This window comes from Leptothoe sp. LEGE 181152 (genome assembly GCF_032906605.1).
Taxonomy (GTDB): domain Bacteria; phylum Cyanobacteriota; class Cyanobacteriia; order Phormidesmidales; family Phormidesmidaceae; genus Leptothoe; species Leptothoe turfae.
In genome coordinates, this window is sequence record NZ_JASATU010000017.1 from 583,296 (window position 1) to 603,334 (window position 20,039).

Here is a 20,039-nt window from a genome sequence, read left to right on the forward strand (position 1 = left end):
CAGATTCAGTGAGATAGATAATTAAGTCTGGCCCCACAATCGTCCTAAAAACTGAACAATTTATTGGTGAGTATCTATATGGGAGAAACAATGACAGTCTTAAGGAAATTTGGCTATGGGATAATTGTTGGAGCTACTGCCGCCGTTGCCCTCACCGATAAACCAGCGGTTGCGAAAGAGATGACAATGATTCTGTGCGAAACCAGCGGTACGGCAGTGAGGGTTTATGAGAACAATGACCAGGTGCTGATGCGCGCCTATAACCGTGAGCTCAATCAGGTTTGGCTTAATGACGCGCTAACGGATATTAATGTGGTACCCAACGGCATTGAATATGCTAATCAGCAAGGGCGATCAACCCTACGCCTGACTGTTGATACTGGTGCAGGAGACTGTGCGGTGCAAACTGAAGATCAGTCTGAAGGAGGTACTATTCATGCTGGTTCCATCATCGGTACGGTGAACTACCTGGCACGCATGGGGTTGGAACCTGGTTCTGTTGTTAAAACAATGCTAGTGGATCTCGACAGTGACGCCATTGTTGCCGAGAACACCGTTGTGACGACTGGTCAACAGGTGCCAATTCCATTCCACCTGTCCTATGATCCAAACAATCTTACAGCCAGCCACCAATATGGCATTACGGCCCAAATTCTGGTTCAAGATGAGGTGCGTTGGCAAACGGTCGGTGATGGTCTGTTAATGACCCAGGGGTTTCCCTCGGCTGTTGCCCTGACGGTTGAACCGGTTGAAGAGACTGCTTTAGATGGAGCTACGGATAAACCCGTTGAACCCGCAGAGGCCGATGGACAGTTGCCTGATGCGATCGCAACTGCCGTGACAACAGCCCTCAGCCAGGAGTTCGGAACTGCTTCACCCCAAGTCAGCCGTTACAGCCGTGAAACCTGGTCCGACGGCTGTCTAGGCCTGGGCGGTCCCGCTGAAAGCTGTCTGGCTGCATTAACTGAAGGTTGGGAAGTAGAAGTGCTTGATACGGCCACAGGCCAAAGTTATATCTACCGCACCAACAGTGATGGCACACAAGTGCGTCGATTGGGTGATAGTCCCCAAAAAGCGCCAGGGCACCTGTAACAGATGCCCTGGCCATGAAACTATTCCAATGTCTCAGCCTGATGGTTCTCTAGAACCGATCGCCAATATTAAAAATCACCTCGGAATCGCCTTCATCATTGATGCCAAACTCCAGACGCACTGCGCCAATGGATGTCAAAGCCCTGATACCAAGACCATAGCCAAAGCCATCACCGGGTTTGTCCCGTGCCTCTGCGGGTTCACCAATAACATCATCACCACTGCCTAAATCACTGGCATAGTCAAAAAAGAAGGTTCCTCCAACATCGACATCATCGTCGAATGCATTAAAGGAAAACATGGGAAAACGATATTCGGCGGTGGCTTGAACAAAACTCTCCCCTGTGCCAATCTCACCGGAGCTATAGCCTCGTACAGAGCTAGACCCACCCAGGCTAAATGCATCATAGGGAGGCGTATCCCCAAGGATAGTACCCCCTTGAACATTAAGCACTAACGTGCGGGGACCCTCTGTAAAACCAAAAAGATTTAAAGGCAAAAACTGAGTATAGTTTGCACTGAGGCGGGTAAATAGGATATCCGCGTCCCCGATGGGAATGGATTGGTCTGCCCCAACCAAGAGTCTAGAACCCTTGGTTGGATTTTTGGAACTATTGCGACGGTCAATTACACCCGAAAAATTGACTGTTAACAGATCATCTTGACCATCATCGCTGACGGTGAGATCGTTACCCAACTCATCTTCGGAGGCGATATCATCCGAAAACGCATCCTCTCGCACAGAAATGCGCTGATAAGAAATACCTAAAGCCGCATCAAAATCAGACGCTAGAGGACGAAAATACTCAACGCCACCACCCAAGCGATGCACCCAAGGTTCATCACCGCTGGGGGTTTCCACTTCTCTGTCGCCTCCCGTAAATTCAGGCTCCACACCCCGCTGGTTGGCGAAGTTGATGCCGTAACCTGAACCATTTTTGAGAAATTGCCTAAAATCGACATCCACACCCAAGGTGTTTTCACCACCTTCCACACCTAAAGTCAGGGCTTGATTATTGCCACCTATGTTTGTAAACCCCAAACGAGCCCCAGCGGAGAAACCTCTAGCGCTATTAGAGGAAGCGTTGACGACAGCAGGTCGCGAGGGACCTTGCAGTGCAGTGGGTCGTGGCAGGGTATTGCCAAAGCTAAAGAAGAAAGAATCTCGCTCATCCACTGTCACCACCATCACCACTTGATCATCAGCGGCAGGTTCGAGGGTCAAGGATGCCTGTTTAATGATGAACATCTCATCAACTCGCTCTAACCCCTCTAAGGCAAGATCAGAGTCATAAACATCACCTGAGTGCAGGTCAAACTCTCGGGTAATAATTTCGTCCTTAGTATTGCCCTCAATAGGTTCACCGTCTCCATTCACAAAGCGAACCTGAATGTCTGAAATGACCTCTCCATTGCTGCTTGGTACGGTCAGGTCATTATTTTTGAGGCTAATGGCTGAATGGGGAGTTGCTTCTAGATGTTCTTCCTGGTCTTGGGCCGCCATCAGGCTGGAGGTGTCGAGTTCAGTCAATTCCTGAGAACTGACAAGGGATTCCTCAGCTTGAAGCGACGTATTGGTTTGTGCCCAGCCAGGAAACGTCAGCAGCAGGGAACTACTGGTAACGCTTAACGGTATTAATAAGACCCATCCATGCTGCTGAAGAAGATAGGATGCCGACAACAGTTTTATTTCCATAAACTTTAGGATGGCTTTACTTGGTTTTAATAATCAATACAAGCGTTAACTATTCGATTTTAATGGAATATCCGTTGAACTCAAAAAAATCTGTCAATTGCTCCACCCTAGATACTAGAAAAGTGCTGCAAAGCTTAATAGGGCAAACAAACCGCACATCTTAAAGCTTCGTTTAAGACTGTTTCTAATACTACTTCACACAAGCATACTAAACTCTGTAATGCTTGCTACATAGCCAGAATCGTATTAATTCCTTAACTTATTGGCAATACCGCTCTGCTATTACGCCTCTATAGCTTTGATGTTCATCTGATGCAGGCGTTCGGCCATCATTGCCATCATGTCAAAGGCAAAATTTGGAGTTTGCTCCACTAGAAATCGAAATCGCTCTTGACTAATGGGAATCAGCTGGCAGATTGTTTTTGCGATCGCACTGGCAAAATGGGGGCGATTTTCTAGAATCGCCATTTCTCCAAGGATCGTTTTAGGACCAAGGGTAACCATATTTTCACCGTCCCGCTGAATGACAACTTCCCCCTCAATCAGCACATACATGGTCTCACTGACTTGATCTTGTTCAAAGATAATGTCTCCAGCGTTAACAGTAACAAAGTCTGCAGGGTGAATAAACAAATTCAGAGTTTCCATAGTGCTGCTGCGATCCCAGAAGATTGTGACTGTTGTATGTGCAGGGCCGGTTGTTGGTCTTGATTATAGATCACAATAGTACAGTGCTGGGTGGGCCTGCGATCTCATGTCTTTTTGTCACCCTGGTCAATATCCCTGGGGTGTCAACCTAGGCTGAATTCGCGATGGCTGGTAAAGAGAGCTAATAAAATAGTCTTGAGTCTTGTTTGGAAGCATTAAACAGATAAGATTCAAGGTCGTCTTCTGCGGGCTTCTCGTTTTGCTTCTTGTCAATCAGGAACTGACGGCGACGACCGGGCGGTAGTACTTGATATTCACCGTAGGTTTTGCTGAACTTCCAAAACTTATGCAAAAACGTTTTTAACGCTGACTGTGGGTAAGCATATGCCGATACCGCATCAATTTCAGAAGAATAGTGAATTATTATAAACCAAACCATGATAGCGTTCTCTAAAGTATTTGTTGTCTTGATTTTAGGAAACCCAAACAAAGACAACAAACACTAAGATCGATAGGATCTATACAAAAGATCTATGCAAACGATCGATAAACTCTAATGCATCTGCGGATGCTTAGGGGGGATTATTAATGCCCCCTAAGGCGCTTGCGTTAAATCACCCCGTTACCTCATCACCCATCGACAGCCCCAACCGGGGTCTTTAGTTTTGTGTAGTCCCTTAAGCATCCGCAACAACCAATGGATCAAAGGGCTTTCACCGCAGCTAACACCTCCGTCGGTTCAGCCCGAAGCGTGTAGTCAGCATTCGCATAGGCATAGCGAATCGTACCCATTGAGTCCACAACATAGGTCGCTGGCACAGGCAACTCATAGCTGTCATCACCATTGTGCGCTGGAATATCAATGCCGAACCCCTTATAGAGAGGCTGCAAAGATGCATCTAGGGTAAAGACCAAACCATAATCACGGGCCACTCGATTACCCACATCGCTCAGCACAGGAAAACTCAATGCATGCTTTTCCTGCATTGTCAGTGAACTATCTGGCAACTCCGGTGAGATCGCCACCACCTGTGCCCCCAACTGTTGAAATTCGGGCAAGGACTGTTGATATGCGCGAATTTCCAGGTTGCAGTATGGGCACCACTCACCACGATAAAAATTTAACACCACTGGGCCGTTCGCCAATAGGGCACTGAGTTTAATCTGTTTACCGGTTGGGTCAGGCAGTTCAAAATCTGGGGCTTGGGCTCCCACATGCAAACTGTTATTGATAATGCCGGACTGCTCTAAATCAGACGTTGCTTTAGCCATTGTCTCAACAGTTGCTTGAGAGACTTGTCCCAAAAAGCCAGTTTGAAAATCTTTAAGCTGTGAGGCAAGAGAAGATTGAGTCGTCATAATGAGTCTCCTTGAACGGGTAAAGGTCAACACCATTGCTGATCCCTGTCAACAATGACAATTCAACAATCACAAAAGACAGGAACCAATTGGTCAACAAAAGGGCAAAAAAATGGCCATAATCAGAACACGGCTAAATCAGCAGCTTCAGCAACGTCTCCACTTGCTGTTGAAGTGCATCAACAGTGACAGCGCATTTCGAGCGATTTACTAAACCCTGAAGCAAGTTCAGCACTAATAAACTCAGCTCTTCCGCTGGAATGTCGGCCCGAAATTCACCTAGGGATTGCCCTTTTGCGATCGCTCGTGTCAGCATCAATTGCACATGGCACAAATGCTCATCTAATAGCGTTTTTACCGCCTCGTCGTGGGGCGCTAACTCCACCAAAGAATTCAGCATAAAGCATCCCCGCCGCGTCTGATCATTTCCCCGTAGAGAAACAATCACTTGCAGCCAACCGGAAACCCCAGCCCTGGGAGAAATGGGATCATCCAAGTACTGACGGCTCAAATCATTGCTTTGATCTAAGTACCGGCGCAAGGCCAACATAAACAACGAGTGTTTATCTTTGAAGGCCTTATAGATACTGCCCTTTTGCAAGCCCGTAGCCGCCATCAAATCTACCAGAGACGTTGCCTCGTAGCCGCGCAGCCAAAATGTTTGCATTGCAGCATCTAAAACAGCATCTGTGTCAAATTCTCGCAAGCGAGCCATGGTCGGACTGATGTTCTAACTACCAATGATTATAGCAAATTAAAAACCAAACGGTCAACAATCATCTCAATCCTATGGAAGTCATAGGATTGAGCAAAATTCAGGTGGCAAAACATTAGGTCTTGGCCTCAACTATTAATCGAGCTTTAGCGCCAAACAATATCTCGATATACCTCCGGATCAGTATCTCCCTCGGTGGAGAACAATAGCACTTTTGATGCGGACGTTAAATTTAGCGCTTGCTTAATGTCAAGAAAGTCGGTATTTGAAAGAATTTCAAACAGCGCACCCAGGGTAACGGCCCCTGATTCTCCAGATATTATGCGCTGATCGCCTGTTAAGGGGTTGCCCAGAACCTTCATTCCCCTGCGAGCCACATCATCGGAACACATTAAAAATCCACTGGCCGCTGACTTTAATAGGGGCCATCCTAGGTGACTGGGTTCTCCACAGGCCAGGCCTGCCATAATAGTGGGTAAATCCCCTTGAACTCTAAAAAGTTTATTGTGGGTCTTTGATGCAAACAGGCAGGGAGCACCCTGGGGCTCTACAACAACAAATTTGGGCATAGGACGGTCAGATAAACCACAAAGACGCGCCAGGATACCCGCAGCTAAAGACCCTACCCCTGCCTGTACAAAGACATGGGTGGGCCAGATATCTGGCTGCTGCTGGCAATATTCAGTGATTAAGGTACTGTAACCTTGCATGATATGGGTGGGTACTGCTTCGTATCCTTCCCAAGAGGTGTCCTGTAGAAGTATCCAGCCTTCTGCCTGGGCCTTTTGAGCGGCATGGAGCACTGTGTCATCGTAATTCATCGTTGTGATGGATGCGTCAGCTCCATATTTTCTGATGGCGTCTAATCGTGCTTGAGAAGCACCTTTTGGCAGATATACAACAGATTTACAGCCCAATAAGTTTGCTGACCAGGCAACCGCCCTGCCGTGATTGCCGTCGGTGGCGGTGACAAAAGTAATATGCTCGTATTTAGATTTTTCGGCAACTATATGACTAAAGGTCAATTCATCCTTGTTGAGCTTTAGTCTTTTACCTAGGTATTTTGCGATCCCATAGCTCGCTCCCAGCACCTTAAAGGCATTTAGATCAAAGCGTTGACTTTCATCCTTGACAAGAATTTCGCTAATCCCCAGGCGACTAGCAAGTTTGGACAGCCTGACCAGGGGGGTTGGGGTGTAATTAGGGAGACTGCTATGAAATTTATTGACATGGTTAGCCGTTTCCCCATTGACAAATGCAAATAACGTTGGCTCAGGTATCTGGGTTATGCGTTGCACCTGGTAAGCAATGGCATCCTTATTCATGGCTAGTCATTTAATAATCTTGCCCATAGGATAACTGTCACACTCCCATAAGCTGATTGGTGCCAGAAAGATTTTGGTTTGGCTAACCGAACAACCCGATACGTAGCAATATTTTTCCTAGAGATTTGAAGACGATTTAATAGAATCAGTGTGTGCTTGAAACTTTTCAAGTTGTTTTAGGATGAGTCCCCCAATCAGGGTACTAAAGGCAGCCGTTATCCATAGTCCATGGGCAATGTCTTGATTTTGGTCCAGGGTCCATCCTCCGATCAAGGGGCCAACCAAATACCCAACAGTCCAACACTGGGCATTCAAGGAGAGATATATACCCAGGGATTCTTTAGGGGCGAGTTCCGTGACTAAAGCGACTGAGAATGGATTGTAGGTGACATTTGCGATCGCTAATACCACCACTACCATCACCATCAGCACCCCCTGTCCCCCAACAGATATGCCCACAAACCAGACTAAGAGAAAACCCATCCCCCACAACAGCATGGATATCATCAAAACAGAAACCCGCCGGTAGGGTTGCATGGCACGAACGATGGGTAACTGGAACAGAGCCGCTATCAGCACATAGCCAGAAAACAAAATACCCACATTTTCTGGAGCCGTACTGGAAGCATTGTGAACAAAGTTAGTAAAGTAAAGCGGCATGGTGCTTTCCATCAGGTTGACATAGGTGGTAAACAAAATATTGGCTGCTGCAAATACCAAGAAAACAGGATTTAGTAGCGCTTTACGCCAGGCATTGCGGCCTGGCGTTTCTTCGAAAGAGTGTGTGCGATCTCGCTTATCTTTAAACACAATTGCCAACACCCCCAGAAAGAGTGCAAAGGTGATGCCATCGGCAATAAACAAATGCTGATACGAATTGTCCATCGTCAAAAGCAATCCCCCCAGAACAATTCCTAAGCCTGAACCGAGAGAATCAGCTAAGCCAGAAACAGCAAAGGCCTCTTCGCGCTGATGATTATTGGAATTATCGGTAATCGCTGCCCCTGAGGCAGGCCAATAGAGACTATCGCCTAACCCCATCAGCACATTTGCCACAATGAGCAACGGGAAACCATGGGCCAACAAAAATACACCATCCGCCCCGATAGAAATTAAACAAGAAAGTAACAGCGTACGACGACGTCCCCAAAACAGAGAGTCTGTCATCGCCCCTGCCAGAAAATAGCCCCCGGCACTAGCCATGGCTGCACTACTCAGACCAATACCCACCTGGGTGGGGGATAGCCCCACCTGATTGACGAAGTAGATGGGCTCGTAAAACAACACAGCCCCCGATCCAACCTGCGAAAGAAAGCGCCCCATGACGAGTATCCAAATCTGTGGATTGAGTCGGGGCAACCAGGAGAATGTACCCATAAAGCCTCCATCGTCGACCGCTGGACCGACTTTCTAAAGTTTTTCCTTTATAAAGTACTCTAGCCACCCAGCTCGACTTTGTAAAGAAAGTTCTTTAGAATGTAGCCATGACCCCAAAACAACCCAAAAAAAAGCGAAGCAAAAAAAATGAGCCCCGGCGGTCGCGGCAGTCGCGGCAGTTGCGGCAGTCGCGGCGGGCCATTATTCAGTTGCTAAAGCAGTCGGGAGCCATGGATGCCCATGCCATTGCTGAGCAGCTGGGTATTTCGGCCATGGCAGTCAGGCAACATCTCTATGCACTTCAGGATGAGCAGTTAATTGACTATGAAGAAGAACCACGCCCCATGGGGCGTCCGGCAAAGCTCTGGCATTTAACGGCGGCAGCCGATCGCTTTTTTCCTGAAGGCTATGCCGAATTAACCCTGAGTCTGATTCACTCGGTGACTGAAGCGTTTGGGGCAGATGGGTTAGAGCGGTTACTGGATATTCGCACTCGTGAACAGCTGGGGGCTTATCTGGCGCAGATGGATGGGCAAGGTTCCTGGCAGGACCGATTGGAAACCTTGGCAGATATTCGTACCCGTGAGGGGTATATGGCTAATGTGCTGCCTCAAGATGATGGCTCAATGCTACTGGTGGAAAACCACTGCCCTATCTGTGCAGCGGCAGAAGCCTGTACTGGATTATGTGATCGAGAACTGGAAATCTTTCAAACTGTTCTAGGCGTGGATGTGAAACGGACGGAACACATTTTGTCGGGGGCGAGGCGATGTGCCTATCGGGTTGTGTTGGATGAGAACCAAGACCAGTAGAAAAGTCTGTGCCATGGGTTAGTGGGTACGGACAAGTATCATTTTGGGAAATGCCCAGCTACCAAGGGTGCTAGATGATTCTTGCAAGCAATCAGGATCTACATAGTGGCAAGTAGTGTTATCTTGACAGATCAAAGCCCACCCGGATTGCTCAATGTCAACTAACCGATAGGTTGTATCTTGCACAAAATAACCTTGTTGTTTTTTGAACATAAATATGCCTAAATTCGTAAAGGTTGAAGACCTCCAGCATGTTAAGGTCCCCAGTAATATCCATCTGTGGCAAGTATTGGAGGGTAAACGGAAAAGTTTGACAAACAGCCAAACCATGAAAACCATGGAATCCCGGATGGGATTTATAGAGAGGTCGTTCTGGGATGATTGGCTAAAAAAATATAATGGAAAGCTTCCTAACGGCTTCTATTGGATCGATCACCAAGCTCAAACCTTTAATGTAGTTCTAAGTAATACTTGGCATGCTGCTGCGTATCAGTTAGAACAAAAAGGCGTTGTTTTTTCGGGATCATAACGGCCTTGGTGGCAGCCTGAAGAGAAAAAGAAAATCCGTTTTCTTGAAAATGCTTTAATAACCAGGTGGTTGCTGTTTGGAGTTTAGGAGTATTGTCATTGGCAATCTCCAGCAAGGTTTGAATTAATGCTGCATCGGGTGAAAGTCGCACAGCAAGAGTTTCGAGAGTATCTGTGTGTTGACTATCGAATTTTTCGAGTTCTGTAACAATATCCATGGCAATTATTAGCATTAAACCACATAAAAAAAGAGGCAAGGTACCCTCCTTGCCTCAAAAATAAACCACACCCGGCGACTACAGAACAAACTTACTTGATAAACAGCATCTCCTGATAAGTCGGCAAAGGCCAGCATTCATCAGCGATTTCGCCTTCTAGCGCATCCGCATACTCGCGCACGTCATCCATCAACGGACGCAAGGTGGACGCACAGTAGCTCATGTGTGCATGGGTGCTGCTAAAGTCATGTTTCTCCAGGGCCTCACTCAACTGCGTAACCTTGGTTACCATTGCATTGGTTAACTCTGCTATTTTTTGAGCAGTCCCTTTTTCAAGGGAAACGCCCAGATTCTCTAAGCTTGAAATAGTCGATGACAGCTTAGACAAATACTCAACAGCTGCTGGGTAAATCTTGGTTTTGGTCATATCGACCACTAATTTAGATTCCACCTCAATCGAGAGAATATATTGCTCGGCATACACCTGAAAACGACTTTCTAACTCAATGGGGGTTAGTACCCCTGTTTTCTGGAACAGATCTCTAATATACTCTTCTTGCAGTATGGGCAGCGCATCGGCAGTAGTCGGTAAGTTGGCTAGCCCCCGCTCTTCAACCGCCATTTTGTGCCACTCTTCAGAATAGCCATTGCCACCAAAAACAACTACGTCATGCTGTTCCATAATCTCTTTGAGCACAGTCAGAATGGCGGTGTTGAGTTCTGCCCCTCCAGTGAGTTCAGCTTCCAGTCGATTCCCCACCCAGGCTAGGGAATCGGCCAGCATCGTATTCAGAACAATTAAAGGGCCTGCCACTGACTGACTTGACCCTACGGCACGAAACTCAAAGCGGTTGCCGGTAAAGGCAAAGGGAGAGGTGCGGTTGCGATCGCCAGCATCTTTAGTCAAATACGGCAGCACATCCACCCCCAAATCCATTAACCCTTTCTTTTTGGAGTCGCTAATGGAGCCAGTTTTGATTTGATCAAAAACTTCTTCAAGCTGGGTGCCTAAATACACAGACATAATCGCTGGTGGCGCTTCGTTTGCCCCTAGACGGTGGTCGTTGCTGGCCGTTGCGATCGCAGCTCGCATCAACGGTCCATACTTGTGCACACCTCGAATCACAGCACCGCAGAACACCAAAAACTGAGTATTATCGTGGGGAGAGTCACCGGGATCAAGCAAGTTACCCTGGGTAGCGTTACTAACGGACCAGTTGACATGTTTACCAGAGCCATTAATACCGGCAAAGGGTTTCTCATGGAGTAAGCACACAAAGCCGTGTTTTTTCGCAGTGTGACGCAGCACCGTCATAATCATCTGCTGGTGATCGCTAGCCACATTTGCCGCTTCAAAGTATGGTGCAATTTCAAACTGTCCTGGTGCCACCTCGTTATGGCGAGTTTTAGCAGGAATGCCTAACTTGTAAAGGATTTCCTCCACATCCTGCATAAACACCTGCACCCGTTCTGGAATCGCACCAAAATAGTGGTCGTCAAATTCCTGTCCTTTGGCAGGGGCTTTACCAAACAGGGTCCGCCCAGCTAAGAGAAGATCAGGTCGCAGGCTTGCAAAATTAGCGTCCACTAAAAAGTATTCTTGTTCAGCCCCACAGCTGGAGTTGACGTGAGAAACTTCGGTATTTCCCAGGAGTTTCAAAACCTTCTGAGCCGCTTTGTCCATAGCTGCGATAGAGCGCAAAAGCGGTACCTTTTTATCCAGGGCCTCTCCAGTCCAAGAGACAAATACGGTGGGAATGCACAATGTAGCGCCGTTGTCCGTATCGATAATATAGGCTGGACTAGTCACATCCCAGGCGGTATAGCCTCGGGCTTCAAAGGTGCCACGAATACCACCATTGGGAAACGAAGATCCATCTGGCTCACCCTGGAATAATAACTTACCGGAAAATTCTGAAATGACCGTACCGTCACCCTGGGGCGCGATGAAACCGTCATGCTTTTCAGCCGTTAGATTAGTCATGGGATAGAACACGTGGGCATAGTAGAGTGCCCCTTTAGAAATCGCCCAGTCTTTCATTGCATTGGCGACAGCGTCAGCAATGGAGAGATCTAGTTTTTCTCCAGTAACAATTGTCTTTTTGATTGACTTAAATACGGCCTTAGGCAGAGTGGCCTTCATTTTGGGTAGATTAAAAACATTCTCTGCCCACATTTCTTCAAGACTGGCTGGTGTTTTGGGGGGCAGTGGCTCCCAATGGATAATTTGGTTAATGGCTTGAATCCGACCTGCATTTCCACTCATAATCACTTTTTTAGGGACCAACTGTCTGATGGTACTGAACGCCCCACATAGAAGTAAATAGCAGACATATTAATGGCAAGAAACGCGGGATATTAAAGCGTTACCGATATTCTCAATGGGACAGCTTCCCGCCTTGCTAATGTGGTTATATCTGTCATTAGTGACGAGGAGCCTCCAGTGCGATTTGTTTTATGTACCTATGATGCACATGCCGATGCCATCTTAGCCATCCTCAACGATGCGATTGTCAATTCAACAGCGCTCTATGACTATAAACCCCGCACGTTAGAAAATATGGTCCACTGGTTTGCAGCAAAACAGAACGGTAATTTTCCAGTCATTGGTGCAGTTGACGACAATGATTTTTTGTTGGGTTTTGCCAGCTATGGCACATTTCGCGCCTGGCCCGCTTTCAAATACTCAGTGGAGCATTCTATCTATGTCCATGGGGATCATCGTGGTCAAGGGATTGGCTATGCCCTAATGCAACAGCTGATCGCAGCGGCTGTTGAGCAGCAGTACCATGTGATGGTGGGTGGCATTGATGTTGATAATCCTGGCAGCATCGCTCTTCACAAAAAACTGGGATTTACCCACGCAGGCACCATTAAACAGGCAGGCTTTAAGTTCAATCGCTGGCTGGATTTAGCGTTTTATCAGCTGTTACTGGAAACACCGCTCCATCCTATTGATGGCTAATGCCCATGTTGGGGAAGAAATCGACCCAGACCATGGGTAAACTGCGACCGTCTGCCTAGAAACTGTCCATGTTGGCTCAGCTGTTCTGCGTCAACTAGTTGCCCTGGTTCCCAAGCTTTCGCATTTGCCGCTGCTTTAGACGTACCCGCCGCCGTATGGGGTCGCACAATAAATGCGGCATCCCCCAGCAGGATCACCCGACCAAATGCCATCTGTGGCACGTCGAGATCCAAAATTTCCTGTACAAACGGCTCGCGGGTTGCGGCCACCAGCTTTTGCATGGGTGGGGCCAGCACCTGTTCAGCATAGTCCCGCATCTCTTGTTCTACCAGAAGTGTTGCGACAGTTTTAACGGTAGCCACCACCAGCTCAAAGTTGTTATAACGCCAGAATAGAAAACGAAAACGTCCACTTACCAATGCCCTATACGCCAGCCCATACAATCGTCGCAGCCCCTCTGTGGTATCTGTCCCAAAAGCGATTGCCGTTGCCGCCACTCATTATTGGCTGTATGGCTCCAGACCTGCCATATTTCCTCTATCTAAATCCCATTTATTCCCCCGGCCACAGCATCAGTGGGCTGATTACCCATGCCGTGCCCCAAGGTTTGCTTGCCCTTGGTTTATGGTATCTGTGGTTGGAGAAATCAACCCTCACACTGTTTGGTCTGGCACCATGCAAACGACAGGTTTCATTATCGTGGCTAGGGCTTGTTATTGTCAGTCTCTGGTTAGGAGCCGCTACCCATTCGTTCCTAGATGCCACTAGCCATGAATGGGGGTGGTTTGTACAGCGATTTGCTGGCTTACGCTACCCGCTGGGCGGATTGCCCATATTCAAATGGATTCAATATGGCGGTGGTGCTATGGGTTTAACAGCTATCCTGAGCTGGTACTTGAGCGTTGCCAAAGTACCTAGCACAGCTAATCGCTCCGTGCAGGCTGGAGTCACTATTCTCAGCTTTTCAACTTTGAGCTTGATGGGTCTGGCTAACTGGGTACATCAGTCTCAGGATCTGCAGTCTTTTGCTATCAATTCGGCATCGGGGGCAATGTCAGGCTTTGTTGTTGGCCTATGCCTGTTTTCTGTTTTCTATCGAATACGTCGCTTAAGGGTTTCTTGACTACAATGGGCGTATAGGAGTTCGTTTTAACAGAGAACGTTGCGTTCCCCATAGTATTAATCTCAACAATCTCAGCCATGTCCATGACATCTGGTATTCCTGCATATGCCCCAAGATTTAACCGAACAAAACCGGTTGTCGCCGTTGTTGCAGAGAATAGCTCTACCGAACTAACGGATTACGTTATCCCCTATGGGGTTCTGGCCGAGTCTGGCGTTGCACAAGTGTTAGCGATCGCAACCCAAGCAGGGCCGATCCAAATGCTGCCTGCCCTTAAGCTACAGCCACAGGCCACAATTGCAGAGTTTGACTCACAATTTCCAGAGGGAGCTGACTATGTTATTGTTCCTGCCGTTATTCGCAGAAAAGATCCAACTTTACTCGGGTGGGTCAATGCCCAGGCCAAGAAAGGTGCAACTATCTTAGGGGTATGCGATGGTGTTTGGGTGTTAGCCAATGCGGGTCTGCTTAATGGTCGCAAAAGCGTATGCCATTGGTTCTCGTATAACAGTCTTAAAAAGAAGTTTCCTCAAACTGAATGGCTACAGAATACGCGCTACGTCGCCGATGGCAACATTATCACCACCACTGGTGTAACGGCATCGATTCCTGTGTCCGTGGCTTTAGTAGATGCGATCGCAGGCCATGGGAAAGCGGCCTTAGTTGCCCAGGCGATGGGTATTCAAAGCTGGGGAACAGAGCACCACAGCGAACAGTTTAAATTGAGTGCTAAAAGTATCTTCACGATTGTTGCCAACGGTCTTTCATTCTGGGCTCGTGAAGATATTGATATTCCGATCACTAAAGGTGTTGACGAAGTCGCCTTGTCACTGGTGGCTGACGCCTATTCACGCACGTATTGCTCTAAAGCATTCTCGCTACATACGTCTGATGCAGGTGTAACCACCAGGCGTGGCCTCATGATAGTCCCCGATAAAGTTCACGGCACAAACAAGACTGGCAGCCGAACTATTGAGGTACACAGTGATCTCCCACCTGTCGCGTCGCTGGACATCACTTTACAAGAGATTGAGACATTATATGGCACGAGCACTGCTGAAGTGGCTGCCTTACAGCTTGAATATCCTCATTGAATAGGCATCGACCTCTTGCTCAAACCGAAAGATTCGTAGCCGTCGATCAATGGCATTTTGGATAATTTCTCTGATATGGCTCATAGGGCTAGTTCTGACTCTAATCCTTGAGAAATCTAATAATATTGGCCTCTAGCTTAACGATGGATAGTGTGAATAATCCAGTAGCTTAGGGATAGGGATAGGATTGCGATCGCAAGACCGATCAAACTGATCCCTGACACTTTATCCAGGTCTAAAATAATAATTTTGCGAGCTACAGCAATGAGGGAAGTGACGATTACCAATTCAACCTGAACCACATGCTTTTTCAGGTAAGCCGTAATATTTTCAAGGATTTCGAGAGCAATTAATACACTTAGAAATAATCCAAAAATATCTTTAAGGGTGTCAACAAAAAATCCTTCAGGGCTAGGATTAAACAGGGCTGTCGCCAAAAACAGTATAAGGTCGACCATAATCACCATAATCACAATCAACATGGTGATTGAAAGCAATTTTGAGACGAGGGTTTCAAACTGATCGATCCCGGTTGAGAATCCCTCGTCACTAGAACGCCAGCGAATATATCGCTTAAACCGTTTCAACATTATTTTTTAGACTAAACGTTTTGAATAACTTAGTCTAAATCTCTGATGAAATCTTTGTATAACCGACTATTTGACCTAATACACCCATTTTCCAATCATTAAAGAGTAGTTCTAATTCAGCCCTTACCTATTAAACGCAAATTTAAGGAATGATAAGTTATCTTTTGACTTCCAAAGATTACGCTATAACAGAGAGACTGACAACACCCAAAAACCTTGCCATTGAGCAGGTTTCAATTATTCTATTCATAGATGAAAATCTATATTAATTTACTTGTAATTGACTTGAGTCTATCTAAAACGAAAATTATGATGAGCGATAATGAACTTTATGACTAAGTAGAGATGGACTCAGATCTGTATTTGTGCAAACGATTAAAGTTCTAGTCCGTATGGTTAATGTTGTTTAGGCGGGGGCGGTATTCTTTGTTCAAGAATGCTGTTTAAGGCTATGATGCTGTGGCTATTTTTTGCCTTCTTCTCAGGACTGATCTTTGTTGATTACCAATTTAATGATTGGGAATCGGAGTCTTTGGATCAAACGACTCTAGCTGCCCGTAACGTCGATCCGTTGAATTAATCAATCGTTAGCATTAACAAAACCTTGGTCAGGATTTCAAATTAGCAATTCCTTAGACCTTGAATAAAGTTTTGAAGTCCTATAGCTCCATGTTTTGCTAAACATTCAACAGCATGGGTGCCAACCACAGCGATATCTGCCTGGCCAGTTAATTTTTGCACGTCATCGGAAGACCGTATGCCAAACCCCACTGCCATGGGTAGTGAAGTGGTTGCTCTTACCTGACGTAAATATTGGTGAACCATTGTCGAGAACTGAGTCTGTCGACCGGTGACTCCTTTTCGTGCGACGCAGTAAATTAATCCGCTGGTGTCATGGGCGATCTGGTGTATGCGTGTCTGGCTGTTTTTTGGTGTAACTAGAAAGATTGTTGCCAATGCCTGGTCGCGACAGGCGTGAATATAATGTTCTGCTTGTTCGGGAGGTAAATCAGGAATAATGCATCCAGCAATTCCACCCTGGGCAGCAGTTTTGACAAAATCATCAATGCCATATTTAAACAGAATATTGACATAGGTCATGATCACAAAACGAGTTTGGTGATATTGCTGGGCAACCTCTGCTGCAAACTGAAAGCAATCGTGGATCGATGTCCCTGACTGAATAGCCGCATGATTAGCGGCTAACAGGATCGGCCCATCGGCAATGGGCTCAGAGAAGGGAAACTGGAGTTCGATCAGCTCAACGCCAGCCTGGACCAGGGCTGCTACGGCTTGGCGATTATCTTCCCAGGAGGGATAGCCCAATACGGTATGGGACATGAGTAAGATGTCTTTCTGTTGTCGTTGCTGACGGATAAATTCTTCGAGATGCATGGTTATGTGAAGGATAAGGCAAGGGAAAAGGGAAAAAGATCTGAAATCTATATCAAGAGATCGGCTGTGGGGCATAACTCCACGCAGAGTTCAAAAACCAGCACTAATTAGGGGCTGTTTTCAATATCTCCGATTTAAAGTGAATCATCTTGTAGGGGTGGTGCCTTGTGCCCACCCTGGGGCGTGGAGTGTTATCAATCAAGATTGCAGGTTAATCTTTAACTGCTCTTCGTCGTAAAAACCTGTGCCAATCAGGATCTTGCAACGCCTCGGCAATAGTAAAAATATCCTTATCCCCTCGGCCTGATTGATTAATGATGATGGCATCCTGAGATGTGTAATTAGCAGCCTCTTTAAAGGCCTGAACAAATCCATGGGCCGATTCTAGAGCAGGAATCAACCCCTCTTTTCGTAGGGTTAATTTCAAGGCCTCAATCACCTCAGCATCCAGGGCCGATGTCACGCGAATGCGTCCTATTTGAGCTAAATTAGCCAGAACAGGTGAAACACCCACATAATCTAATCCGGCGGCAACAGAATGGGTGTCTTGCATTTGGCCATCGGAGTTTTGTAGAAACTGAGTCTTATACCCTTGGGCAATGCCGATGGATGCCTGGGCACTGGCCAACCGAGCAGCATGGTGAGGTGTGTGGGTTCCCAGCCCTCCTGCTTCGACACCGATAAGTTCAACATCGGTGTCTTCTAGAAAACCGCTGAAGATACCGACGGCATTAGAGCCTCCGCCCACGCAGGCATAGACGGCCTTTGGGAGCTGTTGGGTTTGGGAAAGGATTTGCGATCGCGCCTCCTGGCCAATCACCGACTGAAACCAGGCCACCATTTCCGGAAACGGATGGGGACCACAGGCGGTACCTATCAGGTAATGGGTGGTTGCCATATTTGCAGACCAATCTCGCAGCGCTTCATTCATGGCATCCTTGAGGGTTTGAGTCCCGCTAGTGACTGGCACAACCTGAGCCCCTAACTGTCGCATCCAAAACACGTTTGGATACTGTCGTTCAACATCCTCAGCGCCCATGTAAACGGTGCACTCTAAACCAAATTTTGCAGCCATGGTTGCAGTTGCCACCCCATGCTGTCCCGCTCCAGTTTCAGCAATAATGCGGTGTTTACCCATGCGCTGAGCTAACAACATTTGCCCCAGAACATTATTGAGTTTGTGGGACCCCGTATGATTTAGATCCTCACGCTTGATGTAGATCTTTGCCCCGCCAAAATAGTGGGTCAGTCCCTCAGCATAGGTGAGCGGTGTGGGCCGACAGGAGTAGTTAGATAAAATTGCCACATATTTCTCCCAGAACTCAGGGTTCTGTCGGGCCTCATGGTAAGCGACAGTTAACGACTCAAACGTTTCGTATAAAATCTCAGGAATAAATCGACCACCAAAGTCACCGTAATAGCCCTTTCGGCTTAACAGTGGGGAGGCAACAGTTATCATTTTTCTGCGTTCTAGCGTCTATAGCCACCCTATGGGCAAATTTTTAATATGTCCAATATTGATTAACTAGCAATACTATATTTTTGAGATATAGTATTACCCTATGGAACTTCGACATCTGAGATATTTTCTGGCGGTGGCAGAGACCCTGAACTTCAGTCGTGCTGCTGAACAACTGAACATGGCTCAGCCCCCACTCAGTCAACAGATTCAAGCGTTAGAAAAGGAATTGGGTGTCAGGCTATTTGACCGCAATAAGCGCCCATTGCAGCTCACCTATGCAGGGCAAGCGTTTCTGCCAGAGGTGAATGGGGTAATGGCTCAAGTGGAGCGTGCCAGGTATATTGCCCAACAAGCCAGTCGCGGTGAGGTGGGGCAACTGGCTATTGGGTTTAACAGTGCCGCCATGCAAACTGCTTTGCCAGAGATCCTTAAAGCATTTAGACAACAGTTTCCCTTAGTCAATATCAGACTTTGTGAGCTGGACTCTCAGATACAGCTAGAACAGCTTAGCAACGGTCAAATTGATTGTGGTTTTCTGCACTTACAACAGCGAGAACAGTTTAACTATCACATACTGCTCAAGGAACCTTTAGTTGTGGCCTTGCCAGACTATCATCCGTTAGCTGAGCAACAGATTCTTGATCTCAATTTGTTAGTGGATGAAACATTTATTTTACCGCCACCAACCATGGGCCAAAGTTTCTACTATCAGGTCCTTAGTCTTTGTGAGACCCATGGGTTTACTCCCAAAGTTACTCAAGAAGCTAGATTGCTACAAACGGTATTGGGGCTGGTGGTCAGCGGTATGGGAATTGCCTTGGTGCCAGAATCAATAAAAAAACTACAGCGCACGGGTGTGGTCTATCGACACTTGGAACATACGTTTGAGATTGAAACCCTACTTGCTTGGAGACAGGAAAGCCTATCTCCAGTGTTAGAACGTTTTCTCCATGTTGCCTTGAATGATTCATAAAACAGGCTATTATCCTGACAAACTCTGTGACGACTCACCGGCCAATTGCCTGATTAGTTGTTCCAATGCATGGGCAGCAGACTCTAAACTGTGGGCCTTGTCTGGTTGGGAGGCAATCCACAATGCCGCATCGATCATTGCACCATTGAGGAGAACCGCCAGAGCTGTCGGATCAATATCGGGGAAAATGTTTCCATCAATCAGATCAGCGATCGCATCCGTCAGGGGCACAATACTGCCCTGGGCATCGATATCGCGCAGCCTCTGCCCCAACACGGCAGGAGCATCCTGGAAAACAATTCGCTGGATCTCCGGATCAAGGGCAAAGGTCAAATACGAGCGACAGACCCTCACAAACGTATCCAGTGACGCATCATCCCCCGCCATAGCCAGGAGACGTTCAACCATTTCATCGTTGATCTCCTGCACAACGGCCTCAAACAAACCATCTTTACCACCAAAATTGTGGTACAGCGCGCCACGGGTAACGCCAGCGCTAGCGCAGAGCTTATCCATTGAAGTTGCAGCATAGCCAAGTTCAAAAAAGCTTTTTCGGGCTGCGGCCAGCAGCCGAGCAGAGGTCTCTGCTTTTTTTTGCGATCGCAAGTTTGCCATCAGCTCCCCCTACTTGACATACGAATCGTATGTGAGATATGACATACGTAAT

20 protein-coding genes are annotated in these 20,039 nt (G+C 47.1%); 6 read left to right on the top strand and 14 right to left on the bottom strand.

Annotation, left to right across the window (positions count from 1 at the left end; translation table 11 throughout):
* Positions 1 to 90: 90 nt before the first annotated feature.
* Positions 91 to 1,092, top strand: a complete 1,002-nt coding sequence (locus QGP82_RS10745; protein ID WP_499058961.1) for a YbaY family lipoprotein — start codon at positions 91 to 93, stop codon at positions 1,090 to 1,092.
* 49 nt (positions 1,093 to 1,141) lie between these two features.
* On the opposite strand, the gene QGP82_RS10750 is transcribed toward QGP82_RS10745, so the two are convergent.
* The 7 genes from QGP82_RS10750 to QGP82_RS10780 form a co-directional block, all read right to left on the bottom strand.
* Entirely contained in the window at positions 1,142 to 2,788 is a 1,647-nt protein-coding gene (locus QGP82_RS10750) for a BamA/TamA family outer membrane protein (protein WP_499058963.1), read from the bottom strand.
* A gap of 282 nt (positions 2,789 to 3,070) precedes the next feature.
* Positions 3,071 to 3,436: a cyclic nucleotide-binding domain-containing protein gene (locus tag QGP82_RS10755; protein ID WP_499058965.1), complete on the bottom strand. Its 366-nt coding sequence runs from the start codon at positions 3,434 to 3,436 to the stop codon at positions 3,071 to 3,073.
* Positions 3,437 to 3,617: 181 nt separating this feature from the next.
* Positions 3,618 to 3,875: a hypothetical protein gene (locus QGP82_RS10760; protein WP_499058967.1), complete on the bottom strand. Its 258-nt coding sequence runs from the start codon at positions 3,873 to 3,875 to the stop codon at positions 3,618 to 3,620.
* A gap of 263 nt (positions 3,876 to 4,138) precedes the next feature.
* Positions 4,139 to 4,795 (bottom strand): peroxiredoxin-like family protein, encoded by a 657-nt coding sequence (locus tag QGP82_RS10765; RefSeq protein ID WP_499058969.1) that lies wholly within the window; start codon positions 4,793 to 4,795, stop codon positions 4,139 to 4,141.
* 133 nt (positions 4,796 to 4,928) lie between these two features.
* Positions 4,929 to 5,510 carry a TetR/AcrR family transcriptional regulator gene (locus QGP82_RS10770; RefSeq protein ID WP_499058970.1) on the bottom strand — a complete coding sequence of 194 codons (582 nt, stop codon included), beginning with the start codon at positions 5,508 to 5,510 and terminating at the stop codon, positions 4,929 to 4,931.
* 146 nt (positions 5,511 to 5,656) lie between these two features.
* The gene (locus QGP82_RS10775) at positions 5,657 to 6,835 is read right to left on the bottom strand and encodes a diaminopropionate ammonia-lyase (RefSeq protein ID WP_499058973.1); all 1,179 of its coding nucleotides are present in this window, start codon (positions 6,833 to 6,835) and stop codon (positions 5,657 to 5,659) included.
* 117 nt (positions 6,836 to 6,952) lie between these two features.
* Positions 6,953 to 8,212, bottom strand: coding sequence for an MFS transporter (locus QGP82_RS10780; protein ID WP_499058975.1), 1,260 nt, complete (start codon positions 8,210 to 8,212; stop codon positions 6,953 to 6,955).
* 230 nt (positions 8,213 to 8,442) lie between these two features.
* Between QGP82_RS10780 and QGP82_RS10785 the strand changes: the two genes are divergently transcribed.
* Positions 8,443 to 9,024 carry a helix-turn-helix transcriptional regulator gene (locus tag QGP82_RS10785; RefSeq protein WP_499059262.1) on the top strand — a complete coding sequence of 194 codons (582 nt, stop codon included), beginning with the start codon at positions 8,443 to 8,445 and terminating at the stop codon, positions 9,022 to 9,024.
* Between the two features lie 449 nt (positions 9,025 to 9,473).
* Here QGP82_RS10785 and QGP82_RS10790 read toward each other — a convergent pair whose 3' ends face one another.
* Together QGP82_RS10790 and QGP82_RS10795 are read right to left on the bottom strand one after the other, a co-directional pair.
* Positions 9,474 to 9,770: a hypothetical protein gene (locus tag QGP82_RS10790; RefSeq protein ID WP_499058977.1), complete on the bottom strand. Its 297-nt coding sequence runs from the start codon at positions 9,768 to 9,770 to the stop codon at positions 9,474 to 9,476.
* A gap of 91 nt (positions 9,771 to 9,861) precedes the next feature.
* Complete coding sequence (locus QGP82_RS10795; RefSeq protein WP_499058979.1) at positions 9,862 to 12,036, bottom strand: glutamine synthetase III family protein; 2,175 nt, start codon at positions 12,034 to 12,036, stop codon at positions 9,862 to 9,864.
* 177 nt (positions 12,037 to 12,213) lie between these two features.
* On the opposite strand from QGP82_RS10795, the gene QGP82_RS10800 reads away from it, so the two are divergent.
* Positions 12,214 to 12,735 carry a GNAT family N-acetyltransferase gene (locus QGP82_RS10800; protein WP_163659404.1) on the top strand — a complete coding sequence of 174 codons (522 nt, stop codon included), beginning with the start codon at positions 12,214 to 12,216 and terminating at the stop codon, positions 12,733 to 12,735.
* Here QGP82_RS10800 and QGP82_RS10805 read toward each other — a convergent pair.
* Positions 12,732 to 13,232 carry a hypothetical protein gene (locus QGP82_RS10805; protein WP_499059269.1) on the bottom strand — a complete coding sequence of 167 codons (501 nt, stop codon included), beginning with the start codon at positions 13,230 to 13,232 and terminating at the stop codon, positions 12,732 to 12,734. The genes QGP82_RS10800 and QGP82_RS10805 overlap by 4 nt on opposite strands.
* On the opposite strand from QGP82_RS10805, the gene QGP82_RS10810 reads away from it, so the two are divergent.
* The gene (locus tag QGP82_RS10810) at positions 13,154 to 13,858 is read left to right on the top strand and encodes a DUF4184 family protein (protein ID WP_499058981.1); all 705 of its coding nucleotides are present in this window, start codon (positions 13,154 to 13,156) and stop codon (positions 13,856 to 13,858) included. The two genes, QGP82_RS10805 and QGP82_RS10810, sit on opposite strands and share 79 nt — an antisense overlap.
* A gap of 77 nt (positions 13,859 to 13,935) precedes the next feature.
* Positions 13,936 to 14,952 (top strand): DJ-1/PfpI family protein, encoded by a 1,017-nt coding sequence (locus tag QGP82_RS10815; protein WP_499058982.1) that lies wholly within the window; start codon positions 13,936 to 13,938, stop codon positions 14,950 to 14,952.
* 137 nt (positions 14,953 to 15,089) lie between these two features.
* Here the strand turns inward: QGP82_RS10815 and QGP82_RS10820 are convergent, their stop codons facing one another.
* From QGP82_RS10820 to trpB, 3 genes are all read right to left on the bottom strand, one after another.
* Entirely contained in the window at positions 15,090 to 15,542 is a 453-nt protein-coding gene (locus QGP82_RS10820) for a phosphate-starvation-inducible PsiE family protein (protein ID WP_006513708.1), read from the bottom strand.
* Between the two features lie 621 nt (positions 15,543 to 16,163).
* Positions 16,164 to 16,937: a tryptophan synthase subunit alpha gene (gene trpA / locus QGP82_RS10825; RefSeq protein ID WP_499058984.1), complete on the bottom strand. Its 774-nt coding sequence runs from the start codon at positions 16,935 to 16,937 to the stop codon at positions 16,164 to 16,166.
* Between the two features lie 211 nt (positions 16,938 to 17,148).
* A complete protein-coding gene (trpB, locus tag QGP82_RS10830; RefSeq protein ID WP_499058987.1) occupies positions 17,149 to 18,396 on the bottom strand; it encodes a tryptophan synthase subunit beta in 1,248 nt (415 codons plus the stop codon).
* A gap of 103 nt (positions 18,397 to 18,499) precedes the next feature.
* On the opposite strand from trpB, the gene QGP82_RS10835 reads away from it, so the two are divergent.
* On the top strand, positions 18,500 to 19,372 hold the full coding sequence (locus QGP82_RS10835; RefSeq protein WP_499058989.1) for a LysR family transcriptional regulator: 873 nt from the start codon (positions 18,500 to 18,502) through the stop codon (positions 19,370 to 19,372).
* 9 nt (positions 19,373 to 19,381) lie between these two features.
* Here the strand turns inward: QGP82_RS10835 and QGP82_RS10840 are convergent, their stop codons facing one another.
* Positions 19,382 to 19,987 (bottom strand): TetR/AcrR family transcriptional regulator, encoded by a 606-nt coding sequence (locus QGP82_RS10840; RefSeq protein ID WP_163695940.1) that lies wholly within the window; start codon positions 19,985 to 19,987, stop codon positions 19,382 to 19,384.
* Between the last annotated feature and the right edge of the window lie 52 nt (positions 19,988 to 20,039).